At 72.6% G+C, this 17,132-nt stretch carries 16 protein-coding genes; 8 read left to right on the plus strand and 8 right to left on the minus strand.

All coding sequences use genetic code 11. The annotated features are described in order from the left end of the window. Nucleotides 1–136 precede the first annotated feature (136 nt). Nucleotides 137–739 carry a hypothetical protein gene (locus ACFY2L_RS33465; RefSeq protein WP_390660723.1) on the minus strand — a complete coding sequence of 201 codons (603 nt, stop codon included), beginning with the start codon at nucleotides 737–739 and terminating at the stop codon, nucleotides 137–139. 210 nt (nucleotides 740–949) lie between these two features. On the opposite strand from ACFY2L_RS33465, the gene ACFY2L_RS33470 reads away from it, so the two are divergent. Then, entirely contained in the window at nucleotides 950–3,736 is a 2,787-nt protein-coding gene (locus ACFY2L_RS33470) for a penicillin acylase family protein (RefSeq protein ID WP_390660724.1), read from the plus strand. On the opposite strand, the gene ACFY2L_RS33475 is transcribed toward ACFY2L_RS33470, so the two are convergent. Then, the gene (locus tag ACFY2L_RS33475) at nucleotides 3,725–5,095 is read right to left on the minus strand and encodes a serine-threonine protein kinase (RefSeq protein ID WP_390660725.1); all 1,371 of its coding nucleotides are present in this window, start codon (nucleotides 5,093–5,095) and stop codon (nucleotides 3,725–3,727) included. The two genes, ACFY2L_RS33470 and ACFY2L_RS33475, sit on opposite strands and share 12 nt — an antisense overlap. A 174-nt stretch (nucleotides 5,096–5,269) precedes the next feature. Between ACFY2L_RS33475 and ACFY2L_RS33480 the strand changes: the two genes are divergently transcribed. The 3 genes from ACFY2L_RS33480 to ACFY2L_RS33490 are packed head-to-tail and all read left to right on the plus strand — an operon-like array spanning nucleotide 5,270 to nucleotide 8,345. Then, on the plus strand, nucleotides 5,270–6,034 hold the full coding sequence (locus ACFY2L_RS33480; RefSeq protein ID WP_390824225.1) for an SDR family oxidoreductase: 765 nt from the start codon (nucleotides 5,270–5,272) through the stop codon (nucleotides 6,032–6,034). Beyond that, entirely contained in the window at nucleotides 6,016–7,704 is a 1,689-nt protein-coding gene (locus tag ACFY2L_RS33485) for a class I adenylate-forming enzyme family protein (protein WP_390660727.1), read from the plus strand. Before ACFY2L_RS33480 ends, ACFY2L_RS33485 begins: the two co-directional genes overlap by 19 nt. Before the next feature lie 47 nt (nucleotides 7,705–7,751). Then, entirely contained in the window at nucleotides 7,752–8,345 is a 594-nt protein-coding gene (locus ACFY2L_RS33490; RefSeq protein WP_390660935.1) for a TetR/AcrR family transcriptional regulator, read from the plus strand. A 167-nt stretch (nucleotides 8,346–8,512) separates the two neighbouring features. Here ACFY2L_RS33490 and ACFY2L_RS33495 read toward each other — a convergent pair whose 3' ends face one another. Further along, a complete protein-coding gene (locus ACFY2L_RS33495) occupies nucleotides 8,513–9,727 on the minus strand; it encodes an acyl-CoA dehydrogenase family protein (RefSeq protein WP_390660728.1) in 1,215 nt (404 codons plus the stop codon). Between the two features lie 5 nt (nucleotides 9,728–9,732). Then, nucleotides 9,733–10,755: a phosphotransferase family protein gene (locus tag ACFY2L_RS33500; protein WP_390660729.1), complete on the minus strand. Its 1,023-nt coding sequence runs from the start codon at nucleotides 10,753–10,755 to the stop codon at nucleotides 9,733–9,735. A 254-nt stretch (nucleotides 10,756–11,009) separates the two neighbouring features. Between ACFY2L_RS33500 and ACFY2L_RS33505 the strand changes: the two genes are divergently transcribed. Further along, the gene (locus ACFY2L_RS33505; protein WP_390660730.1) at nucleotides 11,010–11,960 is read left to right on the plus strand and encodes an NADP-dependent oxidoreductase; all 951 of its coding nucleotides are present in this window, start codon (nucleotides 11,010–11,012) and stop codon (nucleotides 11,958–11,960) included. Between the two features lie 17 nt (nucleotides 11,961–11,977). Here ACFY2L_RS33505 and ACFY2L_RS33510 read toward each other — a convergent pair whose 3' ends face one another. The 4 genes from ACFY2L_RS33510 to ACFY2L_RS33525 form a co-directional block, all read right to left on the minus strand. Continuing rightward, nucleotides 11,978–12,295, minus strand: coding sequence for a DUF202 domain-containing protein (locus ACFY2L_RS33510; RefSeq protein ID WP_390824226.1), 318 nt, complete (start codon nucleotides 12,293–12,295; stop codon nucleotides 11,978–11,980). Next, the gene (locus tag ACFY2L_RS33515) at nucleotides 12,292–12,684 is read right to left on the minus strand and encodes a YidH family protein (protein ID WP_390660732.1); all 393 of its coding nucleotides are present in this window, start codon (nucleotides 12,682–12,684) and stop codon (nucleotides 12,292–12,294) included. Before ACFY2L_RS33515 ends, ACFY2L_RS33510 begins: the two co-directional genes overlap by 4 nt. Nucleotides 12,685–12,831: 147 nt before the next feature. After that, nucleotides 12,832–13,356, minus strand: coding sequence for an NUDIX hydrolase (locus ACFY2L_RS33520; protein ID WP_390660733.1), 525 nt, complete (start codon nucleotides 13,354–13,356; stop codon nucleotides 12,832–12,834). A 55-nt stretch (nucleotides 13,357–13,411) separates the two neighbouring features. Continuing rightward, complete coding sequence (locus tag ACFY2L_RS33525) at nucleotides 13,412–14,305, minus strand: DMT family transporter (protein ID WP_390660734.1); 894 nt, start codon at nucleotides 14,303–14,305, stop codon at nucleotides 13,412–13,414. A gap of 448 nt (nucleotides 14,306–14,753) precedes the next feature. Here ACFY2L_RS33525 and ACFY2L_RS33530 point away from each other — a divergent pair, with 448 nt between their 5' ends. The 3 genes from ACFY2L_RS33530 to ACFY2L_RS33540 all read left to right on the plus strand — a co-directional run bounded on the left by ACFY2L_RS33530 (nucleotide 14,754) and on the right by ACFY2L_RS33540 (nucleotide 17,107). Then, entirely contained in the window at nucleotides 14,754–15,704 is a 951-nt protein-coding gene (locus tag ACFY2L_RS33530; protein ID WP_390660735.1) for a hypothetical protein, read from the plus strand. Nucleotides 15,705–15,777: 73 nt separating this feature from the next. After that, nucleotides 15,778–16,503, plus strand: a complete 726-nt coding sequence (locus tag ACFY2L_RS33535; protein ID WP_390660736.1) for a molybdopterin-dependent oxidoreductase — start codon at nucleotides 15,778–15,780, stop codon at nucleotides 16,501–16,503. After that, the gene (locus ACFY2L_RS33540) at nucleotides 16,487–17,107 is read left to right on the plus strand and encodes a cytochrome b/b6 domain-containing protein (protein WP_390660737.1); all 621 of its coding nucleotides are present in this window, start codon (nucleotides 16,487–16,489) and stop codon (nucleotides 17,105–17,107) included. The genes ACFY2L_RS33535 and ACFY2L_RS33540 overlap by 17 nt, the downstream gene beginning before the upstream one ends. Nucleotides 17,108–17,132: the final 25 nt, after the last annotated feature.

The raw sequence follows: 17,132 nt of genomic DNA on the forward strand, positions 1-17,132 counted from the left end.
CCTCGATGGTGCCAGCCGCCACGGACGACGCCCCTGTCGGCCGGAGCAGGCGGAAACAGGGGGTGCGGCATCCCCGGCGCACCCCCGCCGTGCTCTCAGAGGGACGTCGATGAGAGGGACATCGACGAGAGGGACGTCAGGCGGACATCAGCAGCCGTCCCCGCCGGGCGTACGCCAGTGCCTCGGGCGTCAGCACGGGCCGCGGCACGAGGATGCCGCAGTCCGAACAGACGGGACCCGTCGACGGCTCGTGGTCCAGGTCGTACTTCCACTGCAGCCGTTCGCCGCCGCAGACCGGGCAGGAGCAGCCCGGTTCGCGCTCCAGCGCGCTGATCAGCCGGCGCAGCACCTCGGCCAGCGGTTCACGGGGGTGGACCCGCGGGTCGTCGCACCACGCGACGCCGAAGCCGCCCCAGGTCAGCCGGTGCCAGTCGTCGACACTGCCCGGCCTGCGCAGCCCGTCGTGCTTCTCCTTCTTGCGCCGCTCGGCGAACTCGACCTCGTAGGCCAGCCACACCGCGCGCGCCTCCTCCAGCTCGTCCAGCGCGGCCACGAGCCGCGCTGGGTCGGGGGAGCGGTCCTCGGGTCCGAACCCGGCCCGGGAACACAGGTGGTCCCAGGTCGCCCTGTGCCCGTAGGGGGCGAACCGCTCAAGGCACTTGCGGAGCGAGTAGCGCCGCAGTGCCAGATCGCACCGGGCGTCTCGTACCTGTCTCGCCAGACTCCGGAAACCGGCCATCGCCTTGCACCTCCGTCACATCTGCACCTGTACTTCGGTCACTTCGGCGTCGTCGTACGGACGTCGTCGAATAGACGTATCGACATGCGATTCGGCTCCCTTCGTTTTCCGATGGCCGCCACCCGGCGAAAACTTGACGCATGTTCATCTTCAATCCCGGGGATACCGCCGGTAACCTTCCGCCGACTCCCCCGTCGCTAGGAGCAGCCCATGCCACGGCGAACCCCCCGCTTCACTCTCGACAGACTGAGAACTCCCGGCAGATTCCCCGGGTTCCTGAAGACCGCTTCCGTATGCGCCCTTGTCGCAGGTCTTTTGTCGCCACTTGCCCGGACCGCGTCGGCGGCCGAGGCCACGGCGGCGAACGACTACTGCGGTGGGCAGTGTTCCGACATCCTGCCGCCCGGCGAGAACGGCAACGCCACCCTCGCGCAGATCCTGCTCAACCAGGCCTTCGGCACCCAGCCCGACCATGCCGAGGACCAGCTCGGCCCCTACGCCAACCTGGCCAAGGGCTATCCCACCCTCACCAACGCCACGATCAACACCTTCTTCAACGACGCGTCGTTCGGTGTCGCCTCCGATCAAGTCGCCTCCACCACGAATCCCGCGGGCCGCAGCGACGTGACGATCGTCCGCGACAAGAAGACGGGCGTGCCGCACATCACCGGTACCACCAGATACGGCACCGAGTTCGGCGCCGGGTATGCCGCCGCCCAGGACCGGCTGTGGCTGATGGACGTCTTCCGCCATGTCGGCCGCGGCCAGCTCACCGCCTTCGCCGGCGGCGACCCCTCCAACCAGGGTCTCGAGCAGCAGTTCTGGCGCAACGCTCCGTACACCGAGGCAGACCTCCAGGCCCAGATCGACAACGCCGTGGCGGCCAACGGCGCCCGCGGCCAGCAGGCCCTCGCCGACGCGAACGCCTACCTCGCCGGCGTCAACGCGTATATCGACGCCTCCGACAGCGGCCGCTACTTCCCCGGTGAGTACGTCCTGACCGGCCACAAGGACTCAATCACCAACGCCGGCACCATCGACCACTTCAAGATCACCGACCTGGTGGCGCTCGCTTCCGTGATCGGCGCGCTCTTCGGCTCCGGCGGCGGGGGCGAGGTCAACAACGCCATCTCGCTGCTCGCCGCGCAGGAGAAGTACGGCGTCACGGAGGGCACCAAGGTCTGGGAGGCGTTCCGCGAGCGCAACGACCCCGAGGCCGTCCTCACCGTCCACAACGGCGAGAGCTTCCCGTACGGCGCCAAGCCCGACACCGCCCAGGGCCAGGCGCTGCCGGACGCCGGATCGGTCAGCACCCAGCCGCTGGTCTACGACGCCACCGGCACCGGCGGCGACCAGAGCGCCTCCGCCGCCGCCGAGGCCGCCACCGCGACCGCCCTCAGCTCCGCCAGGCGCGGCATGTCCAACGCCCTCGTCGTCAGCGGCAAGGCCACCGCCAGCGGCCACCCCGTCGCCGTCTTCGGCCCGCAGACCGGCTACTTCGCCCCGCAGCTGCTCATGCTCCAGGAGATCCAGGGCCCGGGCATCAGCGCCCGCGGCGCCTCCTTCGCGGGTCTGAGCATGTACGTCGAACTGGGCCGCGGCCAGGACTACTCGTGGAGCGCCACGACCTCCGGCCAGGACATCATCGACACCTACGCGGTCGAACTGTGCCAGGACGACTACCACTACCTCTACCACGGCACCTGCACGGCCATGGACGTGGTCGAGCAGAAGAACTCATGGAAGCCGACCACCGCCGACGACACCGCGGCCGGCTCCTACACCATGCGCGTGTACCGCACGAAGTACGGCCCCGTGGAGTACCGCGCGACCGTCGGCGGCAAGAAGGTCGCCTACACCACCCTGCGCTCGTCGTTCATGCACGAGGCCGACTCCATCATCGGCTTCCAGATGCTGAACGACCCGGACTACGTCAAGAGCCCGCAGACCTTCCAGAGCGCGGTGCAGCACATCAACTACACCTTCAACTGGTTCTACGCGGACTCCACGCACACCGCGTACTACAACAGCGGGGACAACCCGGTGCGCGCGACCGGCGTCGACTCCGAGTTCCCGGTGTGGGCGCAGGCGTCGTACGAGTGGAAGAACTGGGTGCCGGCCACCAACACGGCCGCCTACACGCCGGCCTCGGAGCACCCCAACTCCATCGACCAGGACTACTACGTCTCCTGGAACAACAAACAGGCCCTGAACTACACCACCGCCTCCTGGGGCGACGGCTCCGTCCACCGCGGCAACCTCCTCGAGGACCGGGTGAAGAAGCTGGTCGCGGCCGGCGGCGTCACACGCGCGACCCTCGTGAAGGCGATGGCCGACGCGGCGCTCGCGGACCTGCGTGCCGAGGACGTCCTGCCGGACCTGCTGAAGGTGATCAACAGCTCCACGGTCACCGACTCCACGGCGGCGGCCGCCGTGAGCAAGCTGCAGGCCTGGCTCACGGCCGGCGGCCGGCGCACGGAGACCTCGGCCGGTTCCAAGACGTACGCCGACGCCGACGCGATCCGCATCCTCGACGCCTGGTGGCCGCTGCTGGTGAAGGCGGAGTTCGAACCGGGGCTCGGGACCGGCCTGTACACCGCGTTCACCGCCAACCTGCCGGTCGACGAAGCCCCCTCGGCCGCCCACGGCCCGACCGGGGCGCACGCCGGGAGCTCCTTCCAGTACGGCTGGTGGAGCTATGTCGACAAGGACATCCGGGCCGTGCTCGGCGAGTCGGTGCAGGGCGCCCTGCCGCAGAAGTACTGCGGCGGCGGCACCCTCAGCGGCTGCCGGGACGTCCTGATCAGCACCCTGAAGACGGCGGCCGGCAAGACCGCGGCCCAGGTCTACCCGGGGGACGACCTGTGCTCGGCGGGCAACCAGTGGTGCGCCGACTCGATCGTCCAGCGCACCCTGGGCGGCATCAAGCACTACAACATCAGCTGGCAGAACCGGCCCACCTTCCAGCAGGTGGTCGAGTTCACCTCACACCGGTAGGTCCCGCTGCGGCGGGCCGTCCCGGCTGATTCGGCCCGCCGCCAGCACCACCCGCGCCAGCTCGGGGTGCACGATGTCACTGTGTGCCCCGGCCGGCGCCCCGCCCCGTCGGACCACCTCGGCCACGTCCACGTTCACACACCCCGACACCGGCAGTTCCCCGGCCAGCGCCTCGGCGAGCCCGTACACGCGCGTGCCCGGCACCGACTGCACGCCGTCGTGCCCCATGGCGCCCCACTTGGTGCCCAGCACGCCCCCGACGCTCAGCGCGGCGGCCTCGGGTTCCGCGAGCACGCCCTGCGCGTCCCGCGCCATCCGGGAGGCCAGCGGGTACATCGTGCCCAGCGCCGAGTCGTGCCGCGAGTAGCAGCACACCAGCGGTCCGTCGATCCGGTTCTGCTGCCCCTGCAGCACACCCCCCGCACGCGGGTCGTGCGGCAGCCGGGTGGCGAACGCGTAGTGCGAGAAAGCACCTTGGAGCAGGGTCACCGACTTCACCGTGCGCACCCCGTCGGGCAGTCCGCGCAGCGCGAACGACACCAGCCGCCCGCCGAAGCTGTGCCCCACCAGGTGCACCCGCACCCCGGGCACCGCACGCGCCAACCGCCCGATCAGCGGCCCGAGACCGCGCTCGCCGACCGTCCCCGCGCGCCGCTTCATCGCGTAGTACGTCGCCTGCCGCAGCAGCTCGTGCGCCCCGTCCCACGGGTTGGGGATGCCGAACTCCCGCTGCTCCTCGCCGCATTCGAGCCGCGCCAGTGCCGCCGCGAACTCCTCGCAGACCTCCGCGGCCGGACCGGCGAACATCCCCGGCTCGTCCTGCGGCACACCCTCCGCCAGCGTGTCCGCCGCGAACAGCGCCTGCGGACCCGGCGGCACGGCGTCCACCAGCAGCCGCACCAGCCGCCCGAACTCCTCCAGTTCGCTCTCCTCGGGCGGTCGCTGCTCCAGCATCCGCGCGATCTGCTCGACCACCGTGGCCCGGCCCGGGAACGTCTCCAGCAGGGCGTGCCGGGTGTCCTCGTCGAGCGCCGGGCGCCGGGACGTCCGCGCCGCGACGGACCGCGGGAAGTCGGGGATCGGCTCGTCCGAGAACCGCATCGACGGCCACACCACGCCCGCGTACCCGATCCTGGCCGCGGCCGGGGCCAGGCGGGGGATCGGCTCGAAGAAGCGGCTGTAGAGGCGGCTGGCGCCGGAGCGGTCGTTGTTCCAGCCGTGCGAGAAGACGATCAGATCGCGGATCCCGTGCCGCTTCGCCCCGGCCAGCAGCCGGTCCCGCTGCGCCGCGTCGACGTCGCCGTCCGCGTCGAAGGTCAGCTCCCAGTACGGACTCACGCTCATCGTCGGCTGTGCCATGGCAGGCTCCTGTCCCCCGAAGCGGTGCGATGTGGGGCGCATCGTCCTGCTAACCGGTGAACTTGGCCATACGTCACGCCGCGTCGCGCCCGTAGGCTTCTGGGGCGGCCCTTTCCCTCAACATACCGACCGGTTAGTCTGTCATCGAGCCGATGCGCGCGTCGAAGGAGTCCGATGGTGGGAACCGTGCAGGATGCCGGAGTGGTCGTCACCGGAGCGGGAGGCGGGATCGGGGCCGCGCTGGCCCGCCGGTTCGCCGCCGAAGGGGCCAGGGTCGTCGTCAACGACCTGGACGCCGGCCGGTCCCGGGCCGTCGCCGACGAGATCGGCGGGATCGCGGTCCCCGGCGACGCCTCGGCGGTCGTCGAGCAGGCCCGGGAGGCGCTCGGCGGCACCGTCGACGTCTACTGCGCCAACGCCGGAGTCGCCTCGGGCGGCTCGGAAGCGGCCGACGAGGCCGTCTGGGCGCAGGCCTGGGACGTCAACGTGATGGCCCACGTCCGCGCGGCCCACGCCCTGCTCCCGGACTGGCTGGAGCGCGGCAGCGGCCGGTTCGTCTCCACCGTCTCCGCCGCCGGACTGCTCACCATGATCGGCGCCGCGCCCTACAGCGTCACCAAGCACGGCGCCTACGCCTTCGCCGAGTGGCTGTCGCTCACCTACCGCCACCGCGGGATCAAGGTCCACGCCATCTGCCCCCAGGGCGTCCGCACCGACATGCTGGACGCCACCGGCAGCGCGGGCGACCTGGTGCTCAAGCCGACCGCGATCGAGCCGCAGGACGTCGCGGACGCCCTGTTCAAGGGGATCGCGGAGGACCGTTTCCTGATCCTGCCGCACCCCGAGGTCGCCGGTTACTACCAGGTGCGCGCCGGTGAGCCGGACCGCTGGCTGGCCACCATGAACCACATCCAGCAGAAATGGGAGGCCGCCGAGTGACCCCGCCCCCCTCCCGGTACGCGGCCAGGCCCTGGCTGGCCCTCCTGGACGACGCCCAGCGCGCCCCGGTCGCGCCGGACGACTCCCTGGTGCACGCCCTGCGCCGGTCCGCCGCCGAGGCCCCCGACCGCACCGCCCTCGCCTACTTCGACGGGCGGCTCAGCTACCGCGAGGTGGACGAGCTCAGCGACTCCGTCGCCGGCCACCTCGCCGCCCGCGGCCTGGAGCGCGGCGACCGGGTGGCCGTCCTGCTGCAGAACTCCCCGCACTTCGTCCTCGCCCTGCTCGGCGCCTGGAAGGCGGGCGCGACCGTCGTCCCGGTCAACCCCATGTACAAGTCGGGGGAGGTCACCCACGTCCTGCGGGACGCCGAGGTGGCCGCACTGATCTGCTCCGACCGGGCCTGGGAGTCGTATCTGCGGGACACGGCGGCCGACTCGCCGGTGCGGATCGTGCTCACCGCGTGCGAGCTGGACTTCCAGACCCGCGGGGACGCGCGCGTGCTGACCTTCGAGCGGCTCCCGCAGCCGCCCGACGCCGACGACCTCACCGCCGCCGCCCGCGCCGGTCACCAGGCGCCCCAGGGCCGCGGCCTCACCCCCGCCGACATCGCCCTGATCAGCTACACCTCGGGCACCAGCGGCACCCCCAAGGGCGCGACGAACACACACCGCAACATCATGAGCAACGCCGAGCGGCAGCGCGTCGGCCTGCACCTGCCCGAGGCGCCGGTCTACTACGCCCTCGCACCCCTGTTCCACATCACCGGCATGGTCTGCCAGCTCGGTGCCTGCCTGAACAGCGCGGGCACGCTGGTGCTGACGTACCGCTTCGAGGCGGGTGTGGTGCTGGACGCGTTCGCCGAGCACCGGCCGCACTACACCGTCGGCCCGTCCACGGCCTTCATGGCGCTGGCCGCCCACCCGGCCGCGACCCGCGACCACTTCTCCTCCTTCGTGAACATCTCCTCGGGCGGCGCCCCCGTGCCGCCCGCCCTGGTGGAGAAGTTCCGCGCGGGCTTCGGGCCGTACATCCGCAACGGCTACGGGCTCACCGAGTGCACCGCCCCCTGCGCCACCGTCCCGCCCCAGCACGAGGCACCGGTCGACCCGGCCTCCGGCACGCTCGCCGTGGGCGTGCCCGGGGCCGACACGGTCGTACGGATCGTCGACGACCAGGGTGCGGAGGTGCCCTTCGGGGAGCAGGGCGAGATCGTCGTACGGGGGCCGCAGGTGGTCCCCGGCTACTGGCGGCGGCCCGACGCGACCGCCCGGACCTTCCCGGACGGCGAGCTGCGCACCGGCGACATCGGGTTCATGGACGAGCGGGGCTGGCTCTACGTCGTCGACCGCAAGAAGGACATGATCAACGCCTCCGGCTTCAAGGTGTGGCCGCGCGAGGTGGAGGACGTGCTGTACACCCATCCGGCGGTGCGCGAGGCGGCCGTCGTCGGGGTCCCCGACGGCTACCGCGGGGAGACCGTCAAGGCGTACATCAGCCTGCGTCCCGGCGCGGCCGCGGATGCCGATACGCTCACCGCCTACTGCAAGGACAGACTGGCGGCCTACAAGTATCCGCGTCAGGTGGAGATCCTGCCCGACCTGCCGAAGACGGCAAGTGGGAAGATCCTCCGTCGGGAACTGCGTTCCCGCGCGCACGACGGCCAGTGAGGCGACGCCGGCAAGGCGAGGAACGACGAGGAAGGCGGGTGGCGGCAGTGCCCAGGACGACGGACGGCGGAGAGGCCCCTGTTCCGCAACGGCTCCTTGCCGCCGCCACCCGGCTCTTCGCCGAGCAGGGCTACGACCGCACCTCCGTCCAGGAGATCGTCGAGGCGGCCGGTGTCACCAAGGGAGCGCTGTACCACTACTTCGGCTCCAAGGACGACCTGCTGCACGAGGTGTACGCACGCGTGCTGCGCGTCCAGCAGGAGCGCCTGGACGCCTTCGCCAACGCCGACGAGCCGATCGAGAAGCGGCTGCGGGGCGCGGCGGCGGACGTCGTCGTCACGACGATCGAGAACCTCGACGACGCGATGATCTTCTTCCGCTCGATGCACCACCTGAGCCCCGAGAAGAACAAGCAGGTCCGCGCCGAGCGCCGGCGCTACCACGAACGCTTCCGCGCGCTCGTCGAGGAGGGCCAGGAGGCCGGCGTCTTCTCCACGGCGACACCGGCCGACCTGGTCGTGGACTACCACTTCGGGTCCGTGCACCACCTGTCGACCTGGTACCGCCCCGACGGTCCGATGAGCCCGCAGGAGGTCGCGGACCACCTGGCGGACCTGCTGCTGCGCGCCCTGCGGCCGTAGCCGGGCCGTGCCCGGGGGTTCCGCCCCAGGTGCGTGATCCAGCCCGTCCGGCGTCCGAGGGCGAGGCCCGTCCGGGGCCGAAGCAGGGGGTCCGGGGGGCAGCAGCCCCAGGGACGGGACGGGCAGGGGCGGCGGGGGCGAAGAACCCCTCGGCCGCCCCCGCCGGGTCACATGTACTTCTTCAGCTCCCGCCGCGCCAGCGACCGCTGGTGCACCTCGTCCGGCCCGTCCGCGATCATCAGCGTGCGCGCACCGGCGTACAGCTCGGCCAGTGGGAAGTCCTGGCTCACCCCACCCGCGCCGTGCAGCTGGATCGCGCGGTCGATGATGTCGACGACCGCGCGCGGCGTCGCGATCTTGATGGCCTGGATCTCCGTGTGGGCACCCCGGTTGCCGACGGTGTCCATCATCCAGGCCGTCTTCAGCACCAGCAGCCGCAGCTGCTCGACCGTCACGCGCGCGTCCGCGATCCAGTTGTGGACCACGCCCTGCCGCGCCAGCGGCCCGCCGAAGGCCGTGCGGGAGACGGCCCGGCGGCACATCAGCTCGATCGCCCGCTCCGCCATGCCGATCAGCCGCATGCAGTGGTGGATGCGGCCGGGACCGAGCCGGGCCTGGGCGATGGCGAAGCCGCCGCCCTCCTCGCCGATCAGGTTCGTCACCGGCACCCGAGCGTGGTCGAAGACCACCTCGGCGTGGCCGCCGTGGTAGTGGTCCTCGTAGCCGAAGACCTTCATCGCGCGCGTGACCGTGACGCCCGGGGTGTCGCGCGGCACGAGCACCATGGACTGCTGGCGGCGGATGTCGTCGCCGTCCGGGTCCGTCTTGCCCATCACGATGAAGATGGCGCAGTCCGGGTTCATCGCGCCGGAGATGTACCACTTGCGGCCCGTGATGACGTACTCGTCGCCGTCCCGCTCGATGTGCGTGGTGATGTTGGTGGCGTCGGAGGAGGCCACCTCCGGCTCGGTCATCGCGAACGCCGAGCGGATCTCACCGGCCAGCAGCGGCTCCAGCCACTGCTTGCGCTGCCGCTCGTCACCGAACTGGGCGAGCACCTCCATGTTCCCGGTGTCGGGCGCGGCGCAGTTCAGGGCCGTCGGCGCCAGCTGCGGGGAGCGGCCGGTGATCTCGGCGAGGGGCGCGTACTGGAGGTTGGTGAGGCCGGCGCCGTACTCGGCGTCGGGGAGGAAGAGGTTCCACAGGCCCTGCCTGCGGGCCTCCGCCTTCAGCTCCTCCACCACGGCCGGGGTGTCCCACGGGGACGCCAGCGCGGCCCGCTGCTCCTCCGCGACCGCCTCGGCCGGGTACACGTGCTCGTCCATGAAGGCGAGCAGCTTGGCGCGCAGCTCCTCGGTGCGCGCGTCGAACGCGAAGTCCATGGCCGTCAGCCCTCCTGAAGCGTGGTCAGTCCGTGTGCGATGAAGACGGGGACGAGCTCGCCGATCCGGTCGAAGCCGCGCCCGACCGTCTGGCCCAGCGTGTAGCGGTAGTGGATGCCCTCCAGGATCACGGCGAGCTTGAACCAGGCGAACGCCGTGTACCAGGACACGGCCGAGACGTCGCGCCCCGAGCGCGCCGCGTACCGCTCGACCAGCTCGGCGGGGGAGGGGTGGCCGGGGGCGGAGGCGGTGGTGGAGACGGGCGAGTGCGGCACCTCCAGCGGCACGCTGTACATCACCAGCAGGCCCAGGTCGGTCAGCGGGTCGCCGAGCGTGGACATCTCCCAGTCGAGGATCGCCTTGATGCGGTCGTCGTCGCCGATCAGGACGTTGTCCAGGCGGTAGTCGCCGTGCACGACCGCGGGCGCCGGGGAGCCGGGCAGCGCGCGGCCGAGCGCCGCGTGCAGCTCGTCGATCCCCGCCAGGTCGCGGCTGCGGGAGGCGTCCAGCTGCTTGCCCCAGCGGCGCAACTGGCGGTCCAGGAAGCCCTCGGGGCGCCCGAAGTCGGCCAGCCCCACCTCGGCCGGGTCCACCGCGTGCAGTTCGACCAGGGTGTCCACCAGCGACAGCACCGCACCCCGGGTGCGCTCCTCGCCGAGCGGGGCGAGTTCGGCGGCCGTGCGGTAGGGGGTGCCCTCGGCGAACTCCATGACGTAGAAGGGCGCCCCGAGCACCTCCTCGTCCTCGCACAACAGCACCGGACGCGGCACCGGCACGTCCGTCGGGTGCAGCGCGCTGATCACCCGGTGTTCCCGCTTCATGTCGTGCGCGGTGGCCAGCACATGGCCGAGCGGGGGACGCCGTACGACCCACCTGCCGGTGCCGTCCCCGACCTCGTACGTGAGGTTCGACCGGCCGCCTTCGATGAGCCGGCCGGTGAGGGGGCCGGAGACCAGACCGGGGCGCTCGCGTTCCAGGAGGGCGCGCAGCCGGTCGAGGTCGAGTCCGGGCGGGTGGTCGGGGCTCATGAAGTCGCTCCTACGGACGGGTGAACGAGACTCGCCCTATCATGCCGACCGGTCGGTATGTAGTCCAGTGGTCGCACCGAACGTGATCGGGCCCACCCTAGGACGAGGGCCGTCCGGGGGAGAAGCGGGGGGAGCCGGGGTCCGACGATTTCCGGTCGCGCGGTGACGGCGTCCACCGGACAGACTCCCACGCGAACGGCGCATCCGCGGGCATCCGGGTTGCGTGGCGTTCGCGTACGCCGGAGGGTCGGGGCATGAAGGCGATCAGCTACAGCCGCTACGGCGGTCCCGGCGTGCTCGAGTTCGGCGAGGTGCGCGACCCCAAGGTCGGGCCCGACTCGGTGCTGGTCAAGGTCCGGGCGGCGGCCGTCAACCCCGTCGACTGGAAGGCCCGCGAGGGCTATCTCGACGGCGTCCTCGACGCCGTCTTCCCCGTGATCCCGGGCTGGGACGTCTCGGGGGTCGTCGTCCAGCCCGGCGTGGCCGTCGCCGAGTACGCCGTCGGCGACGAGGTCATCGGATACGTCCGCGAGGACTTCCTCTCGCGCGGCACCTTCGCCGAGTACGTCGCCGCCCCCGTGCGCACCCTCGCCCGCAAGCCCCGCAACCTCACCTGGGAGGAGGCCGCCGGGCTGCCGCTGGTCGGCCTCACCGCCTACCAGGTGCTCACCAAGGCCCTTCAGGCCAAGCGGGGCGAGACACTGCTCGTGCACGCGGCCGCGGGCGGCGTCGGCTCGATCGCCGTGCAGCTCGCCCGGCACATCGGCGCGCGGGTGATCGGCACGGCGAGCGAGGCCAACCACGACTTCGTCCGCTCGCTGGGCGGCGAACCGGTGACCTACGGCGAAGGGCTCGCCGAACGGGTGCGCGGGCTGGCCCCCGAAGGCGTGGACGCGGTCTTCGACACCGTCGGCGGCGAGACGCTGAAGGTCTCCGCCCAGCTGCTGGCCCCCGAGGGCCGCCTGGTGTCGATCGCCGACCCGGACGTCGTCGGCTACGGCGGCCGCTACTCCTTCGTACGCCCCGACGCCGACGACCTCACCCGGCTGGCGGAACTGGCCGAACAGGGCGTGGTCTCCGTCCACGTCTCCGAGACGTTCCCCCTGGAGCGCGCGGCCGACGCCCACCGCCTCAGCCAGGAGGGCCGCACCCGCGGCAAGATCGTGATGACGGTCGACTGGGAGACCGAGAACCCCCCGGCCTAGCCCGACGGGGGGCGGGGTCAGATCACCAGGGCCGCTGCGCACATCGCCGTGGCCAGGGCGCACAGGACCGCGGCGGTGGCCTGGCGCGGGGCGAGGGGCGTCGGGGCCGGAGCCGTCGTCAGGGTGCGGATCCGGAGGTGGGCGAGGCGGAGGAAGGCCAGCCACAGCGCGCAGCACAGGGCGCAGGCGATGATCCCGGCGGGCGTCGGGCCGCCGTGCAGCGCGGTCTTCACGCCGAGCACGGTGGCGACCGTGCTCGACAGGGTCGTACGGCGCCAGGCCAGCCGGGTCCGTTCCGGCTGCAGCCCGGGATCCCGGTCCGGTGCGACGCTCATCCGGCCCACCCGAGCAGCACCACCACGACCATCGCCACCGCCACCAGCGCGACCACCACGCTCAGCAGCGCCGGGAAACGGGACGTGGGCAGGTCCTCGCCCCGGCGCATCGCGCGCTCGCAGCGCATCCAGTGGTTGACCGCGCGCAGCGAGCACAGCACACCCGCCGCGAGCAGCGCCAGCGCGAGACCGACCCGCCAGCCCCAGCGCAGGTCCGGCAGGAACTGGTCCACCGCGAACCCCCCGCCGATCAGCGCGAGCGCCGTGCGCAACCAGGCCAGGAAGGTGCGCTCGTTGGCCAGCGAGAACCGGTAGTCCGGCGTGCTGCCCTCCTCCCGCACCTGCTCGGGCGCGAACCACAACCGGACGTTCCGTACGAACTCCATCACCCGCAGGACCCTACCCGGCGCCCGCCGGGCCGCCGTCGCCGGTGCGGCCCCCTCCGGGAGAGCCCGTCGCGGGACGCCCCCGGCAGCACCCGCTCAGCGGCGGAAGCGCGGCGCGGTCACCCGTACACCGGTCCCCGCCCGGCCGGCTCAGCCTGCCGGGCCCGACGCCCGGTGCTCCCTGAGCCGCTCGTACGCCGCCAGCCCGTCCGGCACCCACTCCCACGCGGACAGGCGCCGCTCGACCTCCTCCTCGGGCAGGAAGTCGTGCCAGGCCACCTCCTCCACCTGCGGACTGACCGGCAGAGTGCAGCGGACCTCGTACACGGCCGACCACCAGCTCCCGCGGGCGCCGCCGTCGTAGAGGAACGTGAAGAGGAACTCCGGGCGGGGCAGTCCGCTCACCCCCAGCTCCTCCTCGGCCTCGCGCAGGGCCGCCTCGTCGTAGGACTCGCCCGCGCCGACCACCCCGCCGACGAACATGTCGTACAGGGAGGGGAAGACCAGCTTGGACGGGGTGCGGCGATGCACGAAGATCCGGCCCTCGGCGTCCCTGGCCTGGACGAACACGCAGCGGTGGCGCAGCCCCTCGGCATACGCCCGCCCGCGCGGGGCCTGTCCGACGACCTGGTCGTTCTCGTCGACGATGTCGAGGATCTCGTCCGCAGCGCTCATGGGGCCATCCAAGCAGGCGCGCCCACGGCAAGGACAGACGGGACCGGGGCCGCGGCTACTGCGGCTGCAGGCTCGGCACCTGCTCCCGCGGCGCCACGCCCCGGGGCATCGCCGGATGCAGTCCGAGGAGCACGATGCCCGCGACGACCGCCGCGAGACCCGCCGCCTCCCAGGCCAGCGCGCCGGTGTCGGTACGCAGCCGGTCGCCGAGGAAGCCCACCCCGCAGATGATGCCGGCGAGCGGCTGGGCCGCGGTCAGCGCGGGCAGCGACATGCGCAGCGGCGCCGTCTCGAAGGCGCTCTGCACCAGCACCAGACCGCTGACGCCGAGGGCGAGGACCGCGTACGGCTGCCAGCCGGTCAGCATCTCTCCGAGACCGCCCGCGGCGAAACGCTGGCCGCTCACCCTGGTCAGGGCGTCCTGGACGCCGTAGAGCAGACCGGCCGCGAGGGAGAGCAGGACCGGGCCCGAGCTGAGCCGGGAGCGCTTGGCGTACGTGGTGAGCAGCAGGGCCAGGCCGACCATCACGCCGATGATCAGCCAGTGCCGCAGCGGTTCGCTGACCGCGCTGCCGCCGCGCGGTTCACCCGCCACGATGAAGGCGCTGACGCCGCCCGCGAGCAGCACGAGGCCCGCCCAGCCCTGGCGGCCCAGCGGCTGCTTGGTCTGGTGGCGGGACAGCGCGAGGGCGAAGAGCAGGTTCGTGGCGAGCAGCGGTTCCACCAGGGAGATCTCGCCCTGCCCGAGGGCGATCGCGCCCAGCGCCATGCCGGCCACCATCAGGGCGATACCGCCCAGCCAGCGCGGCACCTTGATCAGGTCCAGCAGCAGCCGGGGGGAGAGGAAGTCGCCGAGCGGTGCCTTCTGGGCCGCGTTCTGCTGGAGCACGAATCCGAAGCCCAGGCAGCAGGCGGCGCTCACGGCGAGAACAAGAACCAGAACGGACACGCTGCGTACCTCGATCATCCGGTCGGACCACGGACGGGGTGCGTAGTGGCCGACTGTAGCTTCCCGGCGCCTTGGCTGCCCCGGGAGCGCCCGGAAATCTGCTTCCGGGAGTACCCGGATGCGCCCGGGCTACCCGGAAACCGGGCGGTTGACTCGGTCAGCGGCACCCGACGGACAGGGCCCGGGGGCGCGGGGGACCGTATGGCCATGGTGTGGGCTGCCGCCCGGCCGCGCCATGGCGTACGCCACATCCCGGCGGCCGCGGTCCGCCCACGGAACGCCCCACCAGCGGGAGGGCCTCCCAAGTTCCGCGTTCCTCAAGGAACTTGACGCCTGTCACATTCCCCCGGCCCTTGACGGGGGCGTTGGCTGGGGATTTGCTGTGCGTGATCGGCCGATCGCGGGCCGATGCCAGAGCCGCCGCCGAGGAGGATGAGGAAGTCCCGCGGTGCCCCTACTCCCACGCTCCCGTCGCGGCCGCGGACGTGCCGCCGCCCGGACCCCCGACCCGGCTCTCGACGACACCGAACTGGGTGCCGCCCGAGCCGCGTTGTCCCAGGGCCGCTGGCAGGCCGCCCGCTCCCTGCTCGCCCGCACCGGCGACGACTGGGACCGCCGCGCGCACCGCGTCGCCGTCCTCGCCCTCGAACCGTACGCCGCCGCCTGGGCCCGCGACTGGCTGCTCGCCGAACCCGGCTGCGCCGACGGACACGTCCTGCACGCCCTCGCCCGGGTGCGTCGCGCCCTGCGCGGCAAGGAGGCCCCGGCCGTCGCCCGACAGGCCTGCCGGGACGCCGCCGCGCTCGCGCCCGCCGACCCCACCCCCTGGCTGGGCCTGCTCCTGCTGGAACGCGACGGCGGCGGGGAGGCCGTCCGGATCTTCGAGGAGATCCGGGCCCGCCACCGCGACCACCACCACGCGCACCACCTGATGGTCGCCCGGCTCGCCGAGCGCCGCGCCGCCACCGGCCCCGACCCGCTGCACGAGGTCTACGACTTCGCCGCCTGGGCCGCCGAGCAGGCACCCGCGGACTCCCCGCTGGCCATCCTCCCGGTCGTCGCGCACGCCGAGCGCTACCGCGTCCTGGCCGCCCACGGCTTCGCGCCCGCCGACCCCGCCGCCTGCGGGCACTGGCGGGACGCCCGGGCCCGGGACGTGATGAAGGCCGCCTTCGACTGGTGGCTGGAGTGGGAGCACGACGGCCACCCCCGCCGGCTGGTCGACCTGAACTTCCTCGCCCACGCCAAGGTCTGCGAGGGCCGGGGCGCCGAGGCGGCCGCCCTCTTCCAGCGCATCGGGGACCACGTCACCCCCGAGCCGTGGTCCTACCCGGACCGCGACCCCGGCCGGGCCTTCCGCGCGGCCCGCGCCGCCGCCCTCGGGCTGAGAACCGGGTGAGAAGTGATGACGGAAGTCTGACGGCTGCCGGGAAACCTGGCCCGGCCCGGCCGGCGGGTGTTCGAATGGACCCGTGAATCCCGAAGCACCCGGGGAACGCGGCACCCCCGTCGGCCGCCGCGTCTTCCTCGGCACCCTCGCTCTCGGCGCCCTGGGGGTCGTCGCCGCGCCCCCGCTCCAGCGCGGCCTGGAGACCTTCCTCGGCAACGCCGCCGACAAGGACCCCACCGGTCTGACCGGCCTGCTCCCCAACGGGGGCGGCTTCCGCTACTACTCCGTGGCCTCCTCCGTCCCGCACAAGGACGCCACGGACTACCGCCTCACCGTCGACGGCCTGGTCGACCGCCCCGCCACCTACACCCTGGCCCAGCTCAAGGCCATGCCGCAGACCCGCATGGTCAAGGACGTCCAGTGCGTCACCGGCTGGCGGGTCCCCGACACCCCCTTCGAGGGCGTGCGGCTCTCCACCCTGCTCGACGCCTCCGGAGTCCGGGCCGAGGCCGGCGCCGTCCGCTTCACCTGCTTCGACGGCACCTACACCGAGAGCCTCACCCTCGACCAGGCCCGCCGCGCCGACGTCCTGGTCGCCCTGCGCATGCAGGACAAGGACCTCGGCCACGACCACGGCGGCCCGGTCCGCCTCTACGTCGCCCCCATGTACTTCTACAAGTCCGCCAAGTGGCTCTCCGGCATCACCGTCACCGAGGACGTGGAGCCCGGATACTGGGAGGACCGGGGCTACGACGTCGACGCCTGGGTCGGCCGTTCGAACGGGCGGGACGATGAGCCTACGAGCTGAGGCACCCCCCGTGACCAGGATCCCCCGCTTCACCCGCGCGGAACGCTGGATCCACCGCACCACGGCCGCCCTGATGGGCGTCTGCGTGGTGACGGCGTCCTTCCTCTACGTCCCCGAGCTCGCGCAGCTCGTCGGCCGCCGCGAGCTGGTGGTCCGCGTCCACGAGATCGCGGGCGTGCTCCTGCCCCTCCCCGTCCTGGCGGGCCTCGCCTCCCGCGCGTTCCGCGCCGACCTCGGTCACCTCAACCGCTTCGGCCCGCACGACCGCCGCTGGCTGCGCGCGGCCCTGCGCCGGGACAAGCGGCGCGCGTCCCGCCCGGCGGCGAAGTTCAACGCCGGGCAGAAGATCTACGCGGCCTGGATCGCCGGGGCGACACTGGTGATGCTCGGCACCGGCCTGATCATGTGGTTCACCCATCTCACCCCGATCGTGTGGCGCACCAGCGCGACCTTCGTCCACGACTGGCTGGCCCTGACCATCGGTGTCGTCCTCGCCGGCCACATCGGCATGGCCCTCGGCGACCCGGAGGCCCGCCGCGGAATGCGCACCGGCTCGGTGAGCCGCGACTGGGCGGACCGGGAGCACCCTCTCTGGCCCCGCTGACCCGGCCGTCCGGCCCGGGCCCGCC

Source organism: Streptomyces sp. NPDC001381 (assembly GCF_042895685.1).
GTDB lineage: Bacteria > Actinomycetota > Actinomycetes > Streptomycetales > Streptomycetaceae > Streptomyces.